Source organism: Streptococcus sp. 27098_8_134, assembly GCF_041431675.1.
Taxonomy (GTDB): Bacteria; Bacillota; Bacilli; order Lactobacillales; family Streptococcaceae; genus Streptococcus; species Streptococcus sanguinis_R.
On the sequence record NZ_JAPVYD010000001.1, the window covers coordinates 617,318 to 640,456 of the forward strand.

17 protein-coding genes are annotated in these 23,139 nt (G+C 45.1%); 10 read left to right on the forward strand and 7 right to left on the reverse strand.

The annotated features are described in order from the left end of the window. The 6 genes from O3620_RS02930 to hutG all read left to right on the forward strand — a co-directional run bounded on the left by O3620_RS02930 (window position 1) and on the right by hutG (window position 7,085). Window positions 1-627, forward strand: a complete 627-nt coding sequence (locus O3620_RS02930; RefSeq protein WP_371601414.1) for a cyclodeaminase/cyclohydrolase family protein — start codon at window positions 1-3, stop codon at window positions 625-627. A gap of 65 nt (window positions 628-692) precedes the next feature. Continuing rightward, window positions 693-2,366: a formate--tetrahydrofolate ligase gene (locus O3620_RS02935; RefSeq protein WP_371601416.1), complete on the forward strand. Its 1,674-nt coding sequence runs from the start codon at window positions 693-695 to the stop codon at window positions 2,364-2,366. A 12-nt stretch (window positions 2,367-2,378) separates the two neighbouring features. After that, on the forward strand, window positions 2,379-2,978 hold the full coding sequence (locus O3620_RS02940) for a HutD family protein (RefSeq protein ID WP_125357049.1): 600 nt from the start codon (window positions 2,379-2,381) through the stop codon (window positions 2,976-2,978). A 75-nt stretch (window positions 2,979-3,053) separates the two neighbouring features. Continuing rightward, the gene (locus O3620_RS02945; RefSeq protein ID WP_125357048.1) at window positions 3,054-4,406 is read left to right on the forward strand and encodes an APC family permease; all 1,353 of its coding nucleotides are present in this window, start codon (window positions 3,054-3,056) and stop codon (window positions 4,404-4,406) included. Window positions 4,407-4,411: 5 nt separating this feature from the next. Then, window positions 4,412-5,953, forward strand: coding sequence for a histidine ammonia-lyase (hutH, locus tag O3620_RS02950; protein ID WP_371601417.1), 1,542 nt, complete (start codon window positions 4,412-4,414; stop codon window positions 5,951-5,953). Window positions 5,954-6,095: 142 nt separating this feature from the next. Further along, entirely contained in the window at window positions 6,096-7,085 is a 990-nt protein-coding gene (gene hutG, locus O3620_RS02955; protein WP_125357046.1) for a formimidoylglutamase, read from the forward strand. Window positions 7,086-7,146: 61 nt separating this feature from the next. Here the strand turns inward: hutG and O3620_RS02960 are convergent, their stop codons facing one another. Next, complete coding sequence (locus tag O3620_RS02960) at window positions 7,147-10,203, reverse strand: AAA family ATPase (protein WP_002919634.1); 3,057 nt, start codon at window positions 10,201-10,203, stop codon at window positions 7,147-7,149. A gap of 160 nt (window positions 10,204-10,363) precedes the next feature. Between O3620_RS02960 and O3620_RS02965 the strand changes: the two genes are divergently transcribed. Further along, a complete protein-coding gene (locus O3620_RS02965; protein ID WP_002919635.1) occupies window positions 10,364-11,185 on the forward strand; it encodes a PrsW family intramembrane metalloprotease in 822 nt (273 codons plus the stop codon). 174 nt (window positions 11,186-11,359) lie between these two features. On the opposite strand, the gene imm47 is transcribed toward O3620_RS02965, so the two are convergent. Next, window positions 11,360-12,166, reverse strand: a complete 807-nt coding sequence (gene imm47 / locus O3620_RS02970) for an Imm47 family immunity protein (RefSeq protein WP_002919637.1) — start codon at window positions 12,164-12,166, stop codon at window positions 11,360-11,362. Window positions 12,167-12,588: 422 nt separating this feature from the next. Next, on the reverse strand, window positions 12,589-15,030 hold the full coding sequence (locus O3620_RS02975; protein ID WP_371601478.1) for a hypothetical protein: 2,442 nt from the start codon (window positions 15,028-15,030) through the stop codon (window positions 12,589-12,591). Window positions 15,031-16,061: 1,031 nt separating this feature from the next. On the opposite strand from O3620_RS02975, the gene O3620_RS02980 reads away from it, so the two are divergent. From O3620_RS02980 to O3620_RS02990, 3 genes are read left to right on the forward strand one after another with little or no spacing between them, the layout of a single operon-like run. Further along, window positions 16,062-17,111, forward strand: a complete 1,050-nt coding sequence (locus O3620_RS02980; RefSeq protein WP_371601419.1) for a GtrA family protein — start codon at window positions 16,062-16,064, stop codon at window positions 17,109-17,111. After that, a complete protein-coding gene (locus O3620_RS02985) occupies window positions 17,108-18,019 on the forward strand; it encodes a phosphodiester glycosidase family protein (protein WP_371601420.1) in 912 nt (303 codons plus the stop codon). The genes O3620_RS02980 and O3620_RS02985 overlap by 4 nt, the downstream gene beginning before the upstream one ends. Then, entirely contained in the window at window positions 18,000-18,473 is a 474-nt protein-coding gene (locus tag O3620_RS02990) for a hypothetical protein (protein ID WP_032913519.1), read from the forward strand. Before O3620_RS02985 ends, O3620_RS02990 begins: the two co-directional genes overlap by 20 nt. Window positions 18,474-18,531: 58 nt before the next feature. Here the strand turns inward: O3620_RS02990 and O3620_RS02995 are convergent, their stop codons facing one another. The 4 genes from O3620_RS02995 to O3620_RS03010 form a co-directional block, all read right to left on the reverse strand. Then, the gene (locus O3620_RS02995) at window positions 18,532-19,134 is read right to left on the reverse strand and encodes a histidine phosphatase family protein (protein ID WP_061594979.1); all 603 of its coding nucleotides are present in this window, start codon (window positions 19,132-19,134) and stop codon (window positions 18,532-18,534) included. Continuing rightward, entirely contained in the window at window positions 19,131-19,727 is a 597-nt protein-coding gene (locus O3620_RS03000) for a histidine phosphatase family protein (RefSeq protein WP_371601421.1), read from the reverse strand. The genes O3620_RS02995 and O3620_RS03000 overlap by 4 nt, the downstream gene beginning before the upstream one ends. 11 nt (window positions 19,728-19,738) lie before the next feature. Beyond that, window positions 19,739-20,581: an HAD family hydrolase gene (locus O3620_RS03005; RefSeq protein ID WP_050540622.1), complete on the reverse strand. Its 843-nt coding sequence runs from the start codon at window positions 20,579-20,581 to the stop codon at window positions 19,739-19,741. Window positions 20,582-20,823: 242 nt separating this feature from the next. Continuing rightward, a complete protein-coding gene (locus O3620_RS03010) occupies window positions 20,824-23,061 on the reverse strand; it encodes an alpha-galactosidase (RefSeq protein WP_002919647.1) in 2,238 nt (745 codons plus the stop codon). Window positions 23,062-23,139 lie beyond the last annotated feature (78 nt).

The window sequence follows — 23,139 nt, forward strand, 5'->3', positions numbered from 1 at the left end:
ATGAAATTAGTAGATTTAAGCTTGACAGAATTTGCCCAAGTCCTAGGCTCAGATGCTCCTGCACCAGGAGGTGGCTCTGCCGCTGCTCTTTCAGCAGCGAACGGTATTTCCCTGACTAAGATGGTCTGTGAATTAACCCTTGGCAAGAAAAAATACGCAGAATTTGAAGCAGAAATTGCTCAAGTGCATGCAGAAAGTGCCCGCCTCCAAGAAAGCCTGCTCGCAGCTATTGACAAGGACACTGAAGCCTTCAATCTGGTCTCCGCCGTCTTTGATATGCCTAAGGAAACAGAGGAAGACAAGGCTGCCCGTCGTGAAGCGATGCAGAAAGCTCTCAAGGAAGCGACCAAGTCACCTTATGGTATGATGGAAGATATCTTGGCTGCCCTGCAAACGACTCAAAAGGCTGTCGGCAAGTCCAATACCAATGCTGCCAGCGACCTAGGTGTAGCAGCTCTCAACCTTAAGGCTGGCCTGCAAGGGGCTTGGCTCAATGTCCTCATCAACCTGTCAGGTGTCAAGGATGAAGCGTTCGTCGCAGACTACCGCAGCAAGGGTGAAGAGCTCCTACAAAAAGGCTGCGCTCTAGCAGATGAAATTTATCAAGAAATTTTGAAAGTTGTCTAATAGATAAACGGAAGAGAAGTCCACTCTTTCTAGGAATGGACTTCCTTTTCTCAAGAGGTAACAATATGGTTTTATCAGATATTGAAATTGCGAATTCGGTTCAAATGAAGCCCATCAAAGAGGTAGCAGAAAAGCTAGAAATTGCTGAAGATGCCTTGTCTCTTTATGGAAATTACAAGGCAAAAATCAGTGCCGGCCAACTGGAAGCCTTAAAAGACAAACCAGACGGTAAACTGATTCTCGTGACAGCTATTTCCCCGACACCAGCCGGAGAAGGCAAGACCACGACTTCTGTCGGATTGGTCGATGCTTTGGCTGCTATCGGCAAAAAAGCCGTTATCGCTCTGCGGGAACCTTCACTCGGACCTGTCTTTGGTATCAAGGGAGGAGCTGCTGGCGGTGGGCACGCTCAAGTTGTACCCATGGAGGACATCAACCTCCACTTCACTGGTGACTTTCATGCCATCGGTGTTGCCAACAACCTGCTGGCGGCCCTCATTGACAACCATATCCACCATGGCAATGCCTTAGGTATCGACTCTCGCCGCATCACTTGGAAGCGGGCAGTGGATATGAATGACCGGCAACTGCGCCACATTGTAGATGGCTTGCAGGGCAAGGTTAACGGTGTTCCACGTGAAGATGGTTTTGACATTACAGTTGCTTCTGAGGTTATGGCTATTCTCTGTCTGTCAGAAAATATCACTGACCTCAAGAACCGTTTGGAAAAAATCATCATCGGCTACAGCTTTGAAGGTAAGCCAATAACTGCTAAGAATCTGAAAGCTGGTGGCGCTATGGCTGCTGTGCTCAAAGACGCTATCCATCCAAACTTGGTTCAAACTCTGGAACACACGCCAGCCTTGATTCACGGTGGACCTTTTGCCAACATTGCCCATGGCTGTAACAGTGTCCTAGCTACCAAGCTGGCTCTCAAATATGCCGACTATGCAGTTACAGAAGCTGGTTTCGGTGCTGACCTGGGTGCTGAAAAATTCATCGATATCAAGTGTCGTACATCTGGACTTCGTCCAGCAGCTGTAGTTCTAGTTGCTACCATCCGCGCTCTCAAGATGCACGGTGGTGTGGCTAAGAGCGATCTAGCTGAAGAAAATGTCCAAGCCGTTGTAGATGGACTGCCAAACTTGGAAAAACATCTGGAAAACATTCAAGATGTTTATGGCCTGCCAGCAGTCGTTGCCATCAATAAATTCCCGCTGGATACCGAAGCAGAATTGCAAGCAGTTTATGACGCCTGCCAAAAACGCGGAGTTGACGTCGTGATTTCTGATGTCTGGGCCAATGGCGGAGCTGGTGGCAAAGAATTGGCTGAAAAAGTCGTGGAACTGGCCGAAGGAGACAATCACTTCCAATTTGTATATAATGAAGAGGACTCCATCGAGACCAAGCTGAACAAAATTGTTACTAAGGTCTATGGAGGCAAGGGCGTTCGCCTGACTCCTACTGCTAAACGCGAGCTCAAACAACTGGAAGAGCTGGGCTTCTCCAACTATCCTATCTGTATGGCCAAGACTCAGTACTCCTTCTCAGACGATGCTAAAAAGCTAGGTGCGCCTAAAGACTTTGTTGTGACTATCAGCCAGCTCAAAGTTTCTGCTGGTGCAGGCTTCATCGTTGCTTTGACTGGTGCGATTATGACCATGCCAGGATTGCCTAAGGTACCAGCCAGCGAAAAGATTGATGTCGACAAAGACGGCAATATCAGCGGTTTGTTCTAATAAATACAAAAAATGACAAATGTAACCCTTCTAAGAGCAAACGATTTTCAAGTTTCCGATTGGTCGGGGGGAAAGACAAAACAGCTTTATCTTTCCCCGCCAACTGGCCACTATGGCAAGCGGAACTTTGACTATCGACTCTCGACAGCAACTGTGGAGTTGGCCGAAAGTCAGTTTTCTGACCTCAGCGGCTTTCACCGCATTCTCATGAGCCTGGACCACACACTTTATCTCCACAATGCCAGCCGGCAGGAGGAAACGGTTCTAGCTCCCTTTACTCCCTACGCCTTTGAAGGGAATGATTCTATCACAAGTCGGGGGACTTGTACCGACTTTAACTTAATCTACAGCGACCATTATCAGGGACAGCTGATTGCCATCTCGAATGGGCAAGAGCTTAGCCGAGATGACGAAATTCAATTTATCTATGCCTTAGGTGATTTGACGGTGACGGGAACAAACCTGCCAGCACTTAACCTAGAGGCAGAGCAGCTTCTGATAGTGGAAAAAGAGACTCAGGAAACTGAGCTGCAAATAATGTTTTCGAGTAACCAGCCAAAGGGCGCTCCCCTTGCTATATGGGCTGGTTTGACCCACATCCCTACTAAGTAAAGATACCATGATGCCTTGTCACCATTCTATCTTTACTTGGAAAGGATCCCATATCTCTAAAGGAGAAACATTATTATGGATGCAACTAAACTCACTGCACAAGAACAAGAACAGGAAAAAGCAAAATTCAGCTTTTCCGGTGCAACCCTCTATGGTATCAATGCCGTTATCGGTTCAGGGATTTTCCTCCTACCGCAAAAGATTTATAAAGGACTTGGTCCTGCCTCTCTAGCTGTCATGCTTGGAACTGCCCTCCTCGTTATTCTCTTAGCCGTCTGCTTGGCAGAAACTGCTGGTTATTTTAATAAAAACGGCGGAGCTTTCCAATATTCCAAAGCGGCCTTTGGAGACTTTGTCGGATTTAATGTTGGCTTCCTAGGCTGGGCAGTTACCATCATCGCTTGGTCTGCTATGGCAGCAGGATTTGCGAGACTTTTTGTCATCACTTTTAAATCCTTTGCCCCCTATGAACTTCTGCTCAGTGTGAGCCTGATTATTTTGCTCAGTCTAATGAATATATCAGGTCTTAAGACTTCCAAAATGTTCACCTTGACCGCAACCGTAGCCAAGCTCATCCCAATTGTCGCTTTCAGTCTATGTGCGATTTTCTTCATCAAAGGAGGAATTGACAAAGGAAACTTCACTCCGTTTCTTCAGCTAGAACCTGGCGTAGATATCATGAAAGCTATCTCTAGTACAGCCATTTATATCTTCTACGGATTTATCGGATTTGAAACCATGTCTATCGTTGCTGGTGAAATGCGCAATCCGGAAAAGAATGTACCTCGAGCTATTTTGGGCTCTATCAGTATTGTCTCTGTTCTCTATATGCTGATTATCGCAGGAACTATCGCCATGTTAGGCAGCCGTATCCTGCAAACAGATGCTTCTGTACAAGACGCCTTTGTCGAAATGATTGGCCCTGTTGGAGCATGGATTGTTTCTATCGGAGCGCTGATTTCTATTGCTGGACTTAACATCGGGGAATCTATCATGGTCCCACGTTATGGTGCAGCTATCGCAAATGAAGGTCTGCTTCCTAAGAAAATTGCAGAAACCAACTCTAAAAATGCCCCTATAGTTGCCATTATTATTTCAGGAATCCTGGCCATCGTCCTGCTCTTCTCTGGTAAATTTGAAGAATTAGCAGCTCTCAGCGTGGTCTTCCGCTTCTTCCAATACATCCCAACTGCTCTAGCTGTACTAGTATTAAGAAAGAAATATCCGGATAAAAAAGTGGTCTTCCGCGTTCCATTTGGTCCAGTAATTCCAATTTTGGCGGTTCTAGTCAGCCTCGTCATGATTTGGGGTGAAAACCCAATGAACTATGTGTACGGCCTCATCGGTGTCCTTATCGCCAGCGCAGTATACTTTATCTATATAGTACTGATTTGTAAAAATAAAGTTCTTAAACAAGAAGGAGAATGAATCTTATGACACATGTAATTAATTTGGATGGCGAACACCTTACTTTAGAAGACGTCATCGCAGTAGCTCGTCATGGAGCTACCTGCGAAATTGTCCAAGAAGCTAAAAAAGCTGTAGAAGCTTCCCGCAAAATCGTGGATGACATCGTCCGCGAAAAGCGGGTGGTCTACGGTGTTACAACTGGATTCGGCTCTCTCTGCAATGTCAGCATCTCACCAGAAGATACGACGCAGCTGCAAGAAAACCTAATCCGTACACACTCTTCAGGCTATGGCGATCCTCTACCTGAAGATGCCGTCCGCGCTATCATGCTAATCCGGATTAATTCCTTGGTAAAGGGCTATTCTGGCATTCGTCTCTCTACTGTCGAAAAACTTCTGGAATTGCTCAATAAAGGCGTAGTCCCTTACATTCCAGAAAAGGGCTCTCTCGGTGCCTCTGGTGACTTAGCACCGCTAGCTCACATGGTTCTGCCTATGCTAGGACTGGGGCGCGCTTACTATCAAGGTGAATTACTCTCTGGACAAGAAGCACTGGACAAAGCAGGGATCGAAAAAATTGCTCTAGCAGCTAAGGAAGGGCTGGCACTGATTAACGGCACGACTGTCCTGACAGGTATCGGAGCTCTGGCTACTTACGATGCCATCCAGTTGCTTAAGCTATCAGACGTGGCAGGCGCTCTTTCCATGGAAGTCCACAATGGTATTACCAGTCCTTTCGAAGAAGACTTACACACTATTCGACCTCAGAGCGGACAGCTGGCTACAGCCCGCAATATCCGCAACCTTCTGGAAGGCAGTGGAAATACAACCGTAGCCACTCAACAACGGGTCCAAGACCCTTACACCCTGCGTTGTATTCCTCAGATTCATGGTGCCAGCAAGGACTCTATCGCTTATGTCAAGACCAAGGTTGAGATTGAGATTAACTCAGTTACAGATAACCCAATCATCACAAAAGAAGGCCACGTCATCTCAGGCGGTAACTTCCACGGAGAACCAATGGCACAGCCATTCGACTTCCTCGGCATCGCTATTTCTGAAATCGGTAATGTATCCGAGCGTCGTGTTGAACGTCTGGTCAACAGCCAACTGAGCAAGCTACCATCCTTCTTGGTCAAACACCCAGGACTCAACTCTGGCTTTATGATTACCCAGTATGCTTGTGCTTCGCTCGCTTCTGAAAACAAAGTTCTGTCTCATCCAGCCAGCGTCGACTCTATCCCATCTTGTGAAAACCAAGAAGACTTTGTCAGCATGGGGACTACTGCAGCACGCAAGGCAGCTGAAATTCTCAAGAATTCTCGCCGCATCGTGGCAACAGAAATCATGGCAGCCTGCCAAGCTCTGGATCTGAAACCAGAAAACCATGAACTGGGCAAGGGAACTAAGCCAGCCTACGACCTCTTCCGTCAGCATGTCCGCTTTATCGAGTTTGATAAGGACATTGAAATCTACGAAGAGCTCAACAAGGCTTCTGAGCTGATTGAAAACGAAGAATTCCTAGCAGCAGTTGAAAAGGCTGTGGACTTGACCATTCAATTCTAAAGCTGATGACTCTGTAAAAAAGCTAACCTAAGAAGCCCACTCTCATGCAGCTGGGCTTCTTTTCCCGCCAAAAGCCATTGACAGGCTTTGTGGAAACTCTTATAATAAAGTCGCAAGTATCGTTATGGAAAAGGACAAAATCATGTTAGAAGATTACTATCAGCTAGATAACAGCTATTATCATAAGAGACTGGATGATGATTTATATGCTGCCAAATGGGGGATGGTTATTGAGTTTTTGGACTTAAATGACCCCAACTTAAAACCCTTTGACGGGGTCAACTTTGCCTTGATTGGCTTCAAGAGTGACAAAGGGGTTTATATCAACCACGGCCGAGTAGGGGCTGTCGAAGGGCCACAAGCTATCCGAACTCAGCTGGCCAAACTTCCTTGGCATCTGGGCAGAAACGTCCGCGTCTTTGATGTTGGCGATATTGACGGCCCTAACCGCTCTCTGGAGCAGCTGCAGCAAAGCTTGGCTCGAGCAGTCAAACGCCTGCGAGAGCTCAATCTCCGGCCTATTGTCCTAGGGGGCGGCCACGAAACAGCCTATGGCCACTATCTGGGACTTAAGTCGTCACTAAATCCTGACCAAGACTTGGCCGTTATCAATATGGATGCCCACTTTGATTTGCGGCCTTATGACCAGACTGGTCCCAACTCTGGTACCGGTTTTCGCCAGATGTTCGATGACACTCTGGATCAGAAGCAAGCCTTTAACTACCTTATCCTAGGGATTCAGGAGCACAATAACAATCTCTTTCTCTTTGACTTTGTGGCAAAATCCAAGGCTATCCAGTTTCTGACTGGAATGGATATGTACCAAATGGGTTACAAGGAAGTCTGCAAGGCGGTTGATACTTTTCTGGCTGGCAAGGAGCAGGTCTATTTAACCATTGACATTGACTGCTTTGCAGCTGGCGCCGCTCCTGGTGTTAGTGCCATTCAGTCTCTCGGTGTGGATCCCAATCTAGCTGTTCTGGTCTTCCAGCACATCGCCGCGTCAGGTAAACTAATCGGCTTTGATATCGTCGAAGTCTCTCCACCTCACGATATAGACAACCATACGGCTAATCTGGCTGCCAGCTTTGTCTTTTACCTGACCCAGGTCTGGGCGCAAGCACATGACTGATGGACATTTAAAAACTTCATTACAAACATTAAAAGAGGATGGAATCTATGTTCATCCTCTTTTATTGTGGGTTTAATGCCTGAGACAAACTCTGGCGTAAGTTTTCTAATTCCTTTAGCTGGTGCCGGTCTCGGTAGGGATTGAGCTGGCTTTTGGCCGTTTCATAGTAGGTCTCAAAGTCCTGATCCAGCAAGTCTTCAAAGTCTGCTTCCTGCAAGCTGCCAGTTAGCAGGCGATACTTAATCACAGCCATCAGATAGTAAATCAGCCCCTTGTCCCGCGGATTGCCATAGCGACTAATGAGACTATCCTTTTTCCGCAGAAGATCAAGCACCGGTTGATAATCTCTCTTCTCACAGCCAATCAAGGCCAAATACACTTCCAACTGGGTCTCTTTCCAAGGAAAGCTAAGGGACTTCAGAGCTGTTTTGGCTTTGAGGAAAATCCGCTCCGCCTGTTCATAATCTTTCAGCTGATAATAGGTCATACCCAAGCCGATGTAGAAAGCAAAAATCGAAGGCTCTGCTGTTTTATTTTCTGTCAGCTTAATAGCCTCCTTCTGATGGGTCAGCGCAGTCGTGAAATTTCCGCGAATCTGCTCAATCTCCGCCAGATAGTCTAGAGCCGCCGCAATCTGAATCGAGTACTTGGAACGCAGCGAAGCCGTCAAGCTGAAACAGTCAATAGACTGGTAGAGATGGTGAAGCGACTGCTCCTCATCTCCAATCATGAGATGATAGAGCCCCTTGAGTCGGAGGTTGATAGCAATGGCCTCGTGATTGTTGGCCTGGACCGAAGCATCCAGAGCCAGCTCCGTATAGTAGCGCATCTCAGGGATATTCTCCGTCTGGATACAGTAGTAAATCATCTGCCGATAGCCTTCTAGGAGAAAATCCATCTGCTGCAGCTCCTTGGCCGAAGCAATCACCTGCTGGATATTGTCCATCCCCTGCTGGTAATCCCCTGTCCGGATAGCATAGCGCCCTTCTAGATAGAGAAAGCGGAGAACCAATAGCTGAAAATCCTTGTGATTCTGGTGTTTTCTCTCTAAGCCCTCTATCTCCCGACGGATACGGTCAAACTGGTCTAAAACCGCTGACTGATTGCTATCATCCGTCTTTTCAATAAAGCCAAACTCCCGCGAGTAAATCGGAAAGAGCTCGTGATGAAACTTCAGAGTAGCCTCGAGATAATGCAGCTCGTACTCCAGAGACTTAATCGGCTGCTTGGACAGCTTGTAGTGATAGGCGATTTCATTGAGCAGCTGGGCATGATAGAGAGAGTCTCCCAGCTGGTCTTCCATACCTTGGGCAATCTGGTGATGCAGCATTCGCTTCTTGGCAAGCGATAAACGCTCATAGGCGTAGATTCTCAGAAGCTCCTGGCTGAACCACACTACCAATTCCTCGCCCTGCTCCTCTTCTATCAAGAGCTCCTTCTGTCCAAACTCCTCAGTGATTTCGACCACTTCTTCCATCGGCAGGCCTAATAGCCTGGCTAAGAGCGAAACCGATGCAGGACCCCTAAAGCAAGCCAGACAGTCCACCAACTCCTCCTCTTGACTGCTCAGGTAATCCAGCTTCAGAGACAGCTTAGCCTTGATGGCCGGGGTCAGCGGATGAAACTTCTCGCCTCGCAGGAGCTGCTCAGCGTATTCCGATAGGAAGAAAGGGATGCCTTGACTGACCCGATAAATATCCTCAAAGCCTTCTTCAGGTATGGCTAACTGACCTGTCTGGGCTTGCAAGTAAGCTGCACTATCCTTAAAATTCAGCGGCTGCAGCTCAATAAAGCCTAGCTTATTGCGAACCAGCAGGTGATTGAAAAAATGTTCCAAATAAGAAGGGGTGCTCAGATGCTTGGTCAGCACAAAGGCCACAGGATAGCCGGTCAAATGATTCATAACTTGCTCCAAGACAGCAACGCTGGCCTCATCCATCCAGTGACAGTCCTCAATTAAGATTATCAAAGCTTTTTTCTTAGAAATCTTCTGCAGAATATCCACCACAAACTGAGCCAGCTTGTCCGCATCCAACTGACGACCAGAAGTGCCGCCTGTCAAAATAGGAAAATAACTCTCCAAAATGACCTGCCACTGGCTGATAGAAAGAATCTGGTGCTGAATAACCAAGTCGCCCAGGCCGTCCAGCAAGCCACGCCAAGGCTGCAGCTCTGCCTTCATCTCTTCCTTAAAGCACTCAGCCATGACAATCTGGAAATACTTGGTCTGATTGGCCAGTACTTGACGAGTCACTGTCCGCTTTCCGATACCAGTACCACCGACTAGGACAAGAGCACGCGCCTCCTGAGTCTCTATCACCTTAGAAAAGTAAGATTCCAAGCGCTTGATTTCATCAACCCGCCCGAAAAAGTGGTCCGTATTGCGCAGAAACTGCTTAGTCTTGCGCTCGCTCCGGTCCTTGGCAAGCACCTCATGATATAGTTGCTGGATAGGTTCCGTAGGACTAATGCCCAGTTCCTTATCCAAAATATTGACCAATTTATAATAAGTCTCAATCACCTTACCAGGCCGATCATTATCCTGATAGAGCTTCATGAGCAGATGGTAGTTCTTCTCATCAAACTCATCAATGCTGATCAAGCGGCGCAAATTCCGCTCAGCCTCTTCCAAATCCAGCTGGTCTTTTTCTGTTTCCAGCTGTTGGTAGCAGGCTTGGATATAAAGCTGCTCATATCGCGTCCGCATCTTAGACACCCAGTAATCAAAGGCCTCACTGTCCTTAAGATAGAAGCCCTGCAGAAAATCCCCCTGATAGAGCGACAGATGCTCCGCAGGATGATCCGTGAAGCGTTCTACATCACTTTCAATCATACACTCGGGATTAAGCGACAGCACAGTCCGGTTGGGAGCGACAATCCATTCCCCACCTAGTAACTTGTTAGCTTGATAAATGGTATTGCGCAAATTCTTTTTGGCGGTCTGATTATCCTTGTTTTCCCAGAGGATTCCTGCAATCTCCTCCCGATTGACTGCTCCATTGATGTGGAGATAATAAAGCAGAGCATTGATTTTGGCAAAAGGAAAAAAGACTTCCTCCTGATTGAGAAAGACACTCGGACTTCCCAGCAATTTCAACCTCAACAGATTTTTCGACATGCAAACGCCTCCAAGAAACCTTATAGAACTAATATAAACAAAAAGAGACAGTTTGGCAAGTAAAGTATTATACTAACCCTTAATTTCCAGTTTTTAAATTGGTTTTATTTAGGATTTTTTTGTTATACTAGGATGAAAATAAAATTTTAGAAAGTTACTTATGAAGAAAAATATTGTTCTTTTCATTTTTCTCCTTCTGAGCGCGATTGGCTTAGAATACGAGACACAAGCCTATACCACTGGCAGTATGTCAGGTACTTCCTATGGAATTGTCGGACTGTCAGCCCTCTTGGCTCTGCTCTATATCGTCCCTGCCCTACTCTTGATTCGCCAACTGGGTAAAAAATGGCAGACGCCTGCACTTAGCCTTGGGATAGCTCTGCTAGGCGGCCTTTTCATTTCAGGCTGGACCTCTGGCTTGGCCAACACCTATATCCACGAATGGGTCAGCACCAGCTTCCCAAATACTCTGCTCAGTGACCTAGAAAATGCCATCGCAGCTCCGCTGGTTGAAGAACCACTCAAGCTGTTGGCAGTTGCCTTCGCTGTCTATCTAGTCCCCGTCAAAAAGCTCAAATCCTTCTTGATGCTGGGTATAACGGCCGGCATGGGCTTTCAGATTAGCGAGGACTTCTCTTATATCCTCTCTGACCTGCCCGAAGGCTTCTCCTTCACTATCTCTGGTATCCTAGGCCGTATCACTGGCGGCGTCGCCTCTCACTGGCTCTACACCGCCCTAACCACTCTCGGTCTAGCTCTCATGCTACGCTATGCCAAAACTCAGAAAAATTATTTCCGAGTGGGGCTCTTCTACTTCCTAGCAGCCTTCGTTCTCCACTTCTTCTGGAACTCACCGCTGACTGCTATCGAAACAGATATCCCAATCATTGTACCGGCTATGACGGCTCTGGCTGTCTTTATCTTTTACCAAGCCTACCGAACAGCCCATAAAATTGACCAAGATGAATTGGAAGTGGAATAATACCAAAAAACGACCGTTATGGTCGTTTTTTTGGTTGCTTATCATAAAGACGTCTTTATCTAATGCTAATTTTCATCAAATAGGATGCGACGAGGCATAGGGCTGTCTTCAATTATGAAACTTTCTAACTCCGTAGCTATACTATTTGCTTCTTGAGTAAGACTATCAGCTAAGCTATAAACTTTCAACCGGGTAACCATAAAAATATTTCATTCCTTCAACCCAATTTTTTCCTGACAAACTTTCAATATAATTTATCATTAAATCAATTTCATGTCTAGAAATTATAGTTCGGGTATTTACTGGAATTTTCTCTCCTGTAAAAATAGAAAGTAAGGATGCTTGAGAATAGAGATGATATTTTTCTTCCTTTTGAGCCGCATTATATAGAGCTTGCATAATTTCTTTAGTCAATAAACCAGGAAAAGCCAAGAAAGATTTATAGTAATAATAAGCTAAATTTTTATCCTCAACTACATCCAAATATAAATTCCCAACTTCTTCTATTGTCGCATCATTAGATAAAATAGAGCGGTAGTTTAGAAAATTATCTAAAGCATCTTGAATTGCAAATTCCACTTCAGTTTCTGTGTCTTCCCACTCCTTCCAAAGAGTAAGAAGGTACGGAATTACTTCATAAGACATTGTTCCTACGGCCCCCATAACAAAAGTAAATACCGTAAATTCTGAAGCGTTGATTAAAAAATGAAAATTATCAATCTTTCTTAAATCAGCATTTGTGCATACCGAGCAAAATAATCTAATACAAAGATTAAGCACAACTTCATCTTGACTTTGATTCATCAGGTCAATCAACAAGTTTTTCACCGTAAAATCTCCTTTTTTTAAGATTTCAGCAATAAGTAAGATGCATTCTTTTTCGTTACTTGTCGAAAGTAAGTTGCTTTTTAAATCCGCTAGCGTACTAGAACTGATTTCGCCAAAGTACATTCCTGTCATCAACAATTTGTTCCCCATCATCGCTCTCCTTTTAGCTTAATTATCTGGTAGGTTTATATTCTTAGAAAATACACACTAATCGTCTTCTTAAATCTATCTTCAAGTTTTCAGATTTCTCCTTGTTATATTTAGTTTTTTTATGTAAGTTAATATATAAGCCTTTTACCCCCTGAATTTCTAATTTGGGCAGAGTTATTATAACATAAAGCGAAAAATTAAACTGTTTTCTAGCTACACGAAAACCACCCGAAGGTGGTTTATAATAAAAGAAAACTATTTTTTAGCCATGTCATTAAGTTAAAAGTACAAGGAAGCTATATTTTATGTACTTTAATAATGAACATTGTCTAATCTACAAATCCGTATTTAATGGATATTTCACATTCCACTAACTAAACAACTAGTTCTTTAAATTTAAATAAAAAAGATTTTTAACAGCTAATTTATCTTAAACCATGTTTTTTTTGCCATTTTAATATCTTATTTTGGAAATTAGTGACCTCTGTATGTTTCGGGTTATTACCAAACAAATACAAACCACTTTCTTGTTGGTGCATTTTCAATATCTTAGGATTTTTCTTACCATATCCATTTTTATGATAAAAACTAAGGTCTAATTTGTCCAACTCTGAACTTCTAATAGTTGTTTCGCCTGTGAACTGGATATTTTCTGGAACATTTTCACCTCCAAATGCTAGCCCTTGACGATGATGTCCTTTAGGTAATTCACCACTTTGGAGCATCTGTCTATATTCAGCACGAGCATTTGCGAGTTCTTCTCCTGAAACAATTCTTGATTCATCAGGATTAGCGTACCATTTCGGACTCTCAGCATGACGCTTAACAGCCTCTTCGTAATATGGTCCGTAAATTCCTTTACCTTTTCCTGTCCCCTTAAAACTTTTTGCTACATCACTACCATGTGTACTCAGACTTTGACCGACTTCCTGAGCTATAGTATTATTTAGGTTGTTTTTACCTCCAACTCCATCTTTGTTATTGGTTAAACCAAGATTAGAATCAGTCTTTTTACTGAGGTAAGCTGGCGCTGATTTAGAATGAGAAGGTTTTGAAACATCAAGCACTAAACCTTCTGGTGTCACCATTGAAGGTTGTGGGAACCATTTTTCACCAAAATTATCAACTTTACTCTTAGTAGCATCAAATAGATTCTTTCCAAAACCTTCCGCTGTATTTAAGACTTTACCAGTTTTAGAAGCAATGGCATGTGCCGCACTACCAACACCATTTTTTGCAATTTTTCCAGCTATAGATGCTTTCGACGCTGGTAAGGCAAACTCTGCCGCTTCCAAGGTAGTTTTAAGCTGATTTTTTTGAGCAAAACCGTCTCCGGCCATGAAATTTGAAATAGAGTTAATTTCGCGGGAGCCAGGAGAGACTTGACTCGCAAGATTCATTACATATCTGCTTACTCCTAATAACATCTCTGGTGCAGAGGTTGAATCCCATTTATCAATAATCCCTTGCCATACAGCAGAATCGCGATTATAAATTTCGTTCAATTCATCTTTAGATAGATTGACTAACCCAGCCTTATGAGCCGTAGTTTTCATTCCATCAAAGCTTAAATCGGCCAAAGAAGCCAGTCCAGTAACAGCATCATTATAATATTCCTTAAAGGCTGCTTTCCCAGCTTCATGGCTAATTTTGGATCTTTTTTCAAATGCATCTAGACTAAAATCCTTTGGCGATACTTTCGTTTCGGCTAAATATTTATTCGAAGCACTAGGATCTGCAAGAAGGTATTTATTGACAAATTGGCTGAGTGCACCCGGCCTTACCTCTTCTAGAGTTGTCGGACGAATTTTTGCCTCTTGGTAAGCCGCTTGATAATTTGGCTGACCAAATCGGTTCAGTTTCGTAGGTGCGCTCAGGTTTGCCCATCCTTTAGCAATCTTTTGACTTTTGCTTTCACTGGCTGAATCAGTATTTTGCTGGAGCAAATCGCTTAGTTTGGAAGTAGCATTTGTTGGTTGTTCCTGCCAGATTTTCCTTACTTGAGAAGCTCTGTTTTGTCTTTCTTGAGCTCGCGCCAAGGCCTTAGCTTCTTCTTGAGCCTGACGGAAAGTATCAATTTTATTTTCTGCCGACTGGATTTTGTTAAATCCTTTGGCTAACGCACTGATTTCTTCTGATGTATAGTTAGATAAATCTACATTGACCTTATCGCCAGGTGTCAGATTAATACGGTTTTGTTTATTATTGATGTTCAGCTTATTCTGCCCATGCAAATCCTGAAGAGCCAGCATAGAAGCTGCTGCAGCTTTTTCCTTATCATCTGGATAATGGAGATTGCCGATTTTGGCTAAGCTATCACCTTTCTTGATCTGATAGTCATTACTTGCGGATTGATTAAATAGAGGCTGACTTTCTTTACTATTTGCAAGATCCAACAAGTCTTGATAAGCCGATGTAGGCTGACCTTGGCTATCGGTGAGAGTAGACTGACCATAAGGAGTAAAATCTAACTTTCCCTTTTTATTTGAGGAAGTTGAGCTTAAACTATACTCTGGAGTTGTGGTAGCCGACGTTTCAGAATTATTCAGACCATAACCATAGTCTTTCAACGCTTTAATAAACTGATTTCTATGTTCTTCTGACAAGGAATCTAAAGCTGTTTCAACTTCCGGTGAGACAGCTAAGTTATAGCGACTACTTCCTGTACTTGATTTTTGAGCTCCGGTATTGGCAGACTCCAAGGCCTTTTCGGTAAAATCTACTGCATCCAAAGCGTCTGTAGTAGATTGATCCACTTTAGAATCAGCCATTTTCAAGGCATCATCTTTACCTTTTTTAGCAAGACTGTCTGTCGTTACAGTATCATCTTTCCCAGCAATCGCCTTATAATCAACAGAATCCGCCAAGCTGTCTGAAGCACTTACAGATGAATCGCTGATTGGTTTGTAATCGCTAGGTTTGATATTGCTAGCGTCCTCGCTTACTGATGGTGTATTAATTGGACGATAGTCGCTCGAACTAACACTGCTGGCACTTTCACTTGTCGACGATGTGCTAATCGGACGGTAGTCGCTCGAACTGACATTGCTGATACTTTCGCTTACCGACGGTGTACTAATTGGCTGATAGTCGCTCGAACTAACGTTGCTGACACTTTCGCTTACCGATGGTGTGCTAATCGGACGATAGTCGCTCGAACTAACGTTGCTGACACTTTCGCTTACCGACGGTGTACTAATCGGACGATAGTCACTTGAACTGATGTTGCTAGCACTTTCGCTTACCGACGGTGTACTAATCGGACGATAGTCGCTCGAACTAACATTGCTGACACTTTCGCTTACCGACGGTGTGCTAATCGGACGATAGTCACTTGAACTAACGTTGCTGACACTTTCGCTTACCGACGGTGTGCTAATCGGACGGTAGTCGCTTGTGCTGATGTTGCTTAAGCTTGAACTAGAATTAGAACTGATTGGCGCATAATCAGAGGCTGAGAAAGAACTTCCAAAACTAGAACTACTAAAACCTCCGCCAAAATCGAAAGCTTTTACCTCATGAGGTTGAAAAGCCATCGCACTCAGTATGACAGCCGAAGCTATAACAACTTTACGAAATGATTTTTTCATAAGACAACCTTTCTATAATGTAATACCATTAATATTATAACGCATATTTCTTATACTGTTAATATTTTTGGTACAATGTTATAGTTTTTTAATAAAAAGTTGGAGTGTTTTCATATTTATTTTCCTAATTTTTAAGACTCATTTAAGATAGTTATGTATTATCCGGCTCCATCCCCACCAGCCTTTCTATCCTATTCTCCCCATGCTCTTTCCTTAAAGAAATGTTAACATTTTCTTAAAACTAACTTATATTAGGAATTTTTAAGCCGCAGTCTGTATACTTTCTACAAATCATCTAAGAAAGAGGTATGGATATGGATTACCTAGTGATTCCGGCCTATGAGCCTGATTATAATCTTATTAAGCTGATAAAAAAAATTCACCATAAGAGTGATTTTCATATCATTGTTATCGATGACGGCAGCTCTTCCAAATGCCAGATAGTCTTTGTGCAGGCAGAGCAGTACGCGACCGTGCTCCGTCATCAGGTCAATCAAGGCAAAGGGCAAGCGCTGAAAACTGCTTTTACCTTTATCCAAGCACTGAAAATATATGGAACGGTGGTAACAGCAGATGCGGACGGCCAGCACAAGGTCTGGGATATTTTCCGTGTAGCGAGCAAGGCTTCTGAAAATCCCAATCGGCTGATTCTGGGAGCACGCGCCTTTACTGGCAAGGTGCCTCTGCGTAGCCGCTTCGGCAACAGTCTGACTCGGGCTCTCTTCAAAGTCCAAACTGGCGTGAGTGTCTCCGATACTCAGACAGGCTTACGAGCCTTTACGACCAACATGATTCCGTTTATGCTAAAGGTAGAGGGCCAGCGCTATGAGTATGAAATGAACATGCTCTTAGAAGCCAGCAAGGAATATCCCATTTTGGAAGTGCTAATTGAGACGGTCTATATCAATGACAATCAAGGCTCGCACTTCCGGCCAATTCAGGATGGGCTCATGATTTATAAAAATATTTTTAAATTTGCTCTGACTTCTCTCAGCAGTTTCGTCGTCGACTACATCGTCTACGCACTGGCTCTCTTGTTTTTAGCTGCTGTGCCGACCAGCCTGAGAATTCTTTTAGCTAACGGGATTGCCCGCGTAACCAGCTCAATCTTTAACTATTCGACCAATAAAAAGCTGGTCTTTAAGAACGACGACAGTATACTCAAGACAGGAACTGGCTATTTCAGCCTAGCTGTAGTGCTCTTTATCCTAGATACACTGCTGATTCGCCTCTTCTATGCTGTCTTTGGTCTCAACCTTCTGATTGTCAAAATCATCGTCGGCATCTTGCTCTTCACTGCCTCTTGGATGGTGCAAAAGAGATTTATTTTTAAGGAAAGGACACACACCGCATCATGAAATTTTTAAAGAAACGCTATGCCTACGCCTCCATTTTTGGGCTGCTTCTGACAGCTTCCTTCAGCTACTCCATGCTGAAAACCTTTGTCATCGCAGAGACCATTTCCACGGTTTCAAGTACGAGTTCGTCGTCCAATGCCGAGGCTGCCAGCAAGGCTGCGGAAACAGCAACTGTGACGGATACCAGCTATTCAGACGACAACATCTCGGTCACGCTAACTGAAAAGACCGTCAGCAACACCCAAGTCTACATCGCTGATGTGACCGTCAGCTCATCAGAATACCTGAAAACAGCCTTTGCCCAAAACACCTACGGAAACAATGTCACAGCAAAGACCTCGGAAACGGCCGCCAACAACAATGCCATCCTAGCGGTCAATGGTGACTACTATGGAGCCAATACGACTGGCTATGTCATCCGCAATGGCGTCGTCTACCGCGATACCGTCCGAGAAGACTCTAGCAATGGTGATTTGGCTATTTACAAAGACGGCTCCTTCAAGATTATCTATGAAGACCAAGTCTCTGCTGATCAACTAGTCAAAGACGGCGTGGTCAATCTCTTGGCCTTCGGCCCATCTCTTGTAGAAAATGGTGAGATTGCCGTTGATACCAACTCCGAAGTCGGCCAGTCTATGTCTTCCAATCCTCGGACTGCTATCGGTATCATTGATGAAAACCACTACATCATCATCGTTTCAGACGGACGCACCTCAGAAAGCGAGGGACTTTCCCTCTACCAGATGGCAGAAATCATGAAATCTTACGGTGTTAAGACCGCCTATAACCTTGATGGCGGCGGCTCCTCTACACTTTACTTTAACGGTCAGGTCATTAACAAACCTACAACCAACGGAAATACTATCTCAGAAAGGTCGGTGAGTGATATTGTCTACATCGGTTACTAATCCCAGCAAAAAACGTTTTAGAAAAACGGCCCTTATCTACGCACTATTAACTATTTTCTTCTTTGCTTTCAGCAGAATCTATGAATCTTTCAGTTTCGGCGAGACTTCTAGCCACATCCATTATCTCTTTGTCATTCCTCTAGCGGGCGGCATTTTCCTTCTACTCTTTATGAAGGTCATCCCTAACCTCTCTCGGCTCAGCCTCAACCTCTGGAACTCAGCTGTAGCCATTATGACAGCCGGCATGCTCTTCCGTGGCATCGTCAACCTATCTGGTCGCTCAACGACGCTGGATATGCCCTACTGGTACGTAGGAGCAGCCTTTGCGGCTCTGGCACTACTCTCCATGGTCTTTACTCGAAGTGAGTGGAATAAAGAAATCCAGGCACAGCCAATACCCAGCAAAAAAGAAGATACAAAACTAAGTCGTCGTGAAACCTACAGCCAAGTATAAACCAAAAAACCTCAGAAAAATCTGAGGTTTTTATTCTAGTGATAATCATTCTGAGTCTTCATTCACATTCATACACACTACCCGTTAGCGGATCAATGACTTCTGCCAGCTTAAAGTGTCCCGGCTCATAATGGTAATGGCAGATGGCGCAGTTGCCAAAGCGCACCTTAGGATCCAAGGCTTGCGCTGCAATCTTGAGATAGAAGGCCCACATGGCACCGCCGTGGCTAACAGCTAAGACTGGCTCTGCTTCTGCCTGCTCCATGACCTCCGTCAGAGTGACCAACATGCGTTCACCGACTTGGTCCACTCCTTCTCCACCATAAGGAACAAATAGGTCTTCAAATGAGGTGGCTCCTGGTCGAAATTTCGGCTGCAGGCGTTCAGGCTGGGCTTCAAAGAGACCAAAGTTCCATTCTTTAATGCCTTTAAGGCGAGTATAGTCGGTCCGGCCAGAGACAAGTTCCAAGGTATCAGAAGCTCGCTCCTGAGTGGACGAATAGAGAGGTCCAAAACGAATGCCCCGCTCTTGCAAATAAGCTCCTGCCTGCCGGACTTGATCCTGCCCCAGTTCTGTCAAAGGAGAATCGCAAGCTCCCTGCACCAAGCCTTCTTGGTTGAAAAAAGTCTGGCCGTGCCGCATTAAATATAAATCTTTCATTTTCCCTCCCAATCGCTAAAATCGTGGCCAATGGCCTCTTCTAGGTAAAATTGGTCATCTTCAAAAGTAAACTTCAAGATACCACAGTTGGTCATGTGACCCAAATCATCCAGACACCAGTTTTTCTGCCAAGCTCTGGCAAAATTGGCCATAGCTCCGCCATGGGAGACCATGAGCACAGACTGACCATCCGTCTCCTGCATGAGCTGAAGAATGGTCGTTGCCATACGCTCCTGCACTTGATCTTGTGATTCACCCCCATAGGTAACAAAGAAATCTCCATAAGGCAGGGGTGGATTGAGGTCTTCGCTTTCCCCTTCAAAGGTCCCGAAGTTCCACTCCTTGAGTCCCTTGACACGCTTATAGGGAATCTTACCGTCCGTTACCAATTCCAAGGTATCACAGGCCCGCTCTTGAGTAGAGCTATAAGCATCATCAAATGTAATACCGGCATCCTTAAAATATTGCCCTGCCACCTTGGCCTGATAAATACCAAAATCTGTCAGAGGAGCATCACACCAGCCTTGGACCTTATGGCGTAGGTTGAAAAGCGTTTGCCCATGCCGCATCAGATAAAGTGTTTTTGCCATCAATCATCTCTCCTTTAGATGAGTTCTAACTTTTCAAAGGCCTTGTAGAGACCGTCTTGGCTGACCGAGTCTGTCACCAGATCAGCCATGGCCTTGATTTCCGCTCCGCCATTTCCCATAGCGACCCCGACCTGACAATAGTCCAGCATAGGAATATCAACCTTGGCATCGCCAAAAGCCAGAGTATCTGCCCTGTCAGCATCCAGATGCTTCAGGAGAAGCTCAATGGCATGCGCTTTGGTAATGTCTTTGACGCCCAAGTCACCAAAGAGAGCATGCTCGTCCTTTCCTCCCCAAGTACCTGCCTTAAGTTCAGGAAAAGCTGACTTAGAGTCCAGATGGTCTTGATAGCTTCTGAGAATAAAGCTGACTTTGTTCAGGTCGTCCCGGTAGATCTCCCCACCATAAACCAGGCCATGAAGAGCTTCTTCAGCCTCCATATTTACTACTTTTTCTGGATTGACACCTTTTCCAAGTACATAGGTCCGAAGCACTGGTCGTGCTGCTTCGCGGAAGCCTTTGCTTGCAAAGAGACCGTTATTACTCTCTAGGTAAAACTCTAGCTCCCGCTCCTGAAGCCAGTCGACTAGCCTTTTAGCGACATCTCGCGGAATCAGTTGGTGCAGAATAACCTCCCCCTCATGCTCCACATAGGAGCCGTTGCCCCCAATCATGCCATCAAAGCCAATATCCCAAATTTCCGGCGGCATCTCAGCCTTGCTGCGACCTGTGCAGACATAGACCAGATGGCCCTTTTCCCGTGCCTTGCGAATGGCGACCACAGCAGACTCCGGTATATGATTATCATAGTCGATGATGGTACCGTCCACATCCAGAAAGATGATTTTTCTCGTCATAAAGCCCCTTTTTCTCATGATTTTCCTCGCATTTGCCGAATGCTTTCTTCATTTTTTACAAATTCTCTCACTTTTGGCCAATATTATTTTACGAACTCTTCATCCTATTATATATCTTTTTGAAAGCCTTTTCTTATAGAATTATCAGAGATAATGGTACTATCCTTTTCTCTCAGAGAAAAAACAAGAAGGACAGCTTTTAATCAGCTTGTTCCTTCTGCTTTTTTTATTACCCAGCTTATCTACTCATCTTCTGCTTCAAACAGCCAGAGTTTGGAATCAAAGTCATAGCTCGGCTTTTGCTCAGAATCCTCTAAAAGCTGACCGCTGGAAGCGTCCGTTGTGACCAGCCCAACTCGCATAAGCTCAGCCCCCGTATAGGTACGCCCCTCCAGCCGATAGACCTTATCCGCAGCCAGTCCTTTCAGTTGCAAGCGCTGATGAGAGCGATTGACTTGATTGAGGACCTTGAAAGTTCCTAAAAGTGCAGTGTTCTGATCCTGACTGACAAGCATCCAAGCTGTCTGTCCATCTCCCTTAAATGGCGACTGCAGTCTATAAAAAGTTCCATTATGAATCAGCTCTCGATGGCGCTTGTAAAAAGCTATCTGTTCCCTGACTTCAGCCAATTCTTCTGGACTTAGCTGATTAAGGTCCAGCTCATAGCCAAAGGAACCGAAAAAGGCGACATTCCCCCGCGTCTTCAACGGAGTCAGACGATTGGTCTGGTGATTGGGCACGATGGAGACATGGGCTCCCATGGATGAAAGCGGATAGAGAAGACTGGTCCCATACTGGATTTTCAAGCGCTCAATCGCATCCGAGTCATCGCTGGTCCAAGCTTGCGGAGCATAGTAGAGCATACCTGGATCAAAGCGGCCTCCACCCGAAGAGCAGGACTCAAATAACAATCTCGGATAGCGACTAATCAAACGCTCATACAAGTCATAAACACCCAAGACATAGCGGTGAAAAATCTCTCCTTGCTGATTAGCTGGCCAGGCAGCTGAGAAGACATCCGTCAGAGGACGATTCATATCCCACTTGATATAGTTCAGCTGCGCTTCCTCGATAACCGCTGACAGACGCTCAAAAATCTCATCCACTACTTCCGGCCGAGAATAGTCCAAAACAAACTGGTTCCGACCATGGTGGGGCTGTCTATCTGGCACTGCCAGCAGCCAGTCAGGATGAGTTCGGTAGAGTTGGCTGTCCTTATTGACCATTTCCGGCTCAAACCAAAGACCAAACTGCATGCCCAAACCGTGAATACGCTCTGCTAGCGAGCCCAGCCCCTTCGGCAGCCTTTCTGGATTGACAAACCAATCCCCCAGCCCAGCGCGATCGTTAGTCCGCTGGCCAAACCATCCGTCATCTAGCACAAAGAGCTCCACTCCTACATCTTGAGCCTTTTCAGCAAGCTCCAGCAGCTGATTCTCACTAAAGTCAAAATAGGTAGCTTCCCAGTTATTGATGAGAACAGGACGCGCTCGCTCGCGCCAGTAGCCCCTAGCTAGGCGTCGACGAAATAGCTGATGAAAGACTTGACTCATGCCGTTGAGGCCCCGCTCAGAATATACTAGCAGAGCTTCTGGACTGGTAAAGGACTGGCCTGCAGCCAGCTTCCACTCAAAACCAAAAGGATTGATGGCTAGCTGCAACCGGGTCACATCATAGGTATCCACCTCAGCCTGAATGAGAAAATTACCTGAATACACCAAGGCCGTTCCTAGTACTGGACCTGAAAATTCAGTCGTTTCCGGTCGCTTAAGAGCCACAAAAGGATTGTGGTGGGGACTGGAAATGCCGCGGGTTGACTCAATAGACTGAATCCCCTGCTGAAGCGGGCGCTCCTTGATATGGCGTTCCCGAGCCCATGCCCCTGATAACTGCAGCCAGTCATAATCAGCATCTGGCAGATCAAGCGACAGACTAGCTAGGGATTCCAAGTAGCAAGTTTCCCTGCCTTGATTAATCACTTTGCTGGAGCGAGTGATAACCGGCCAATCAGCAAAAATCGTATAAAACAGCTGAACTTCTACTTCTGTCACCTCATCTCGTAGGGTTAGAATAAGAGTCTTAGCCTCCGTTTGAGTCTCTGTATAAGTAGCGGGCACCCCCTCTAAAGCAGGCTTACCATCTACTATCTGATGACTGACATAGACAAAATCAGTAATACGCGAGCCATTTTCCTGCCGCAGACAGATAGCGGGATGACGAAAATCTGTCGTGCCGTATTCTGGAAATTCCTGACGCACATGCTCCAAAGAATAGCGTAAATCTCCTTCTTTCCGATAGGTCGTCATGGGCCGATGCTGCAGCTCCACCAAATAAGAATAATCCCGCTCTGGTACCACCGCTCCGTAGTAAAGCTGCAAGAGTTTACCATCCTCATAAACCCGAAAGATATAAGAAATCTCACCGTTAGTCAGATGAAATTGCCTGCACTCTTCGTTAAACCAAATACTCGCCTTATTCATGGTCTTCTCCTTTCACAGTCTGCAGTCAAACTTCCACTTTCATTATAAAAAAGGCCACCCCTTTTGGTAAGCCTTTCT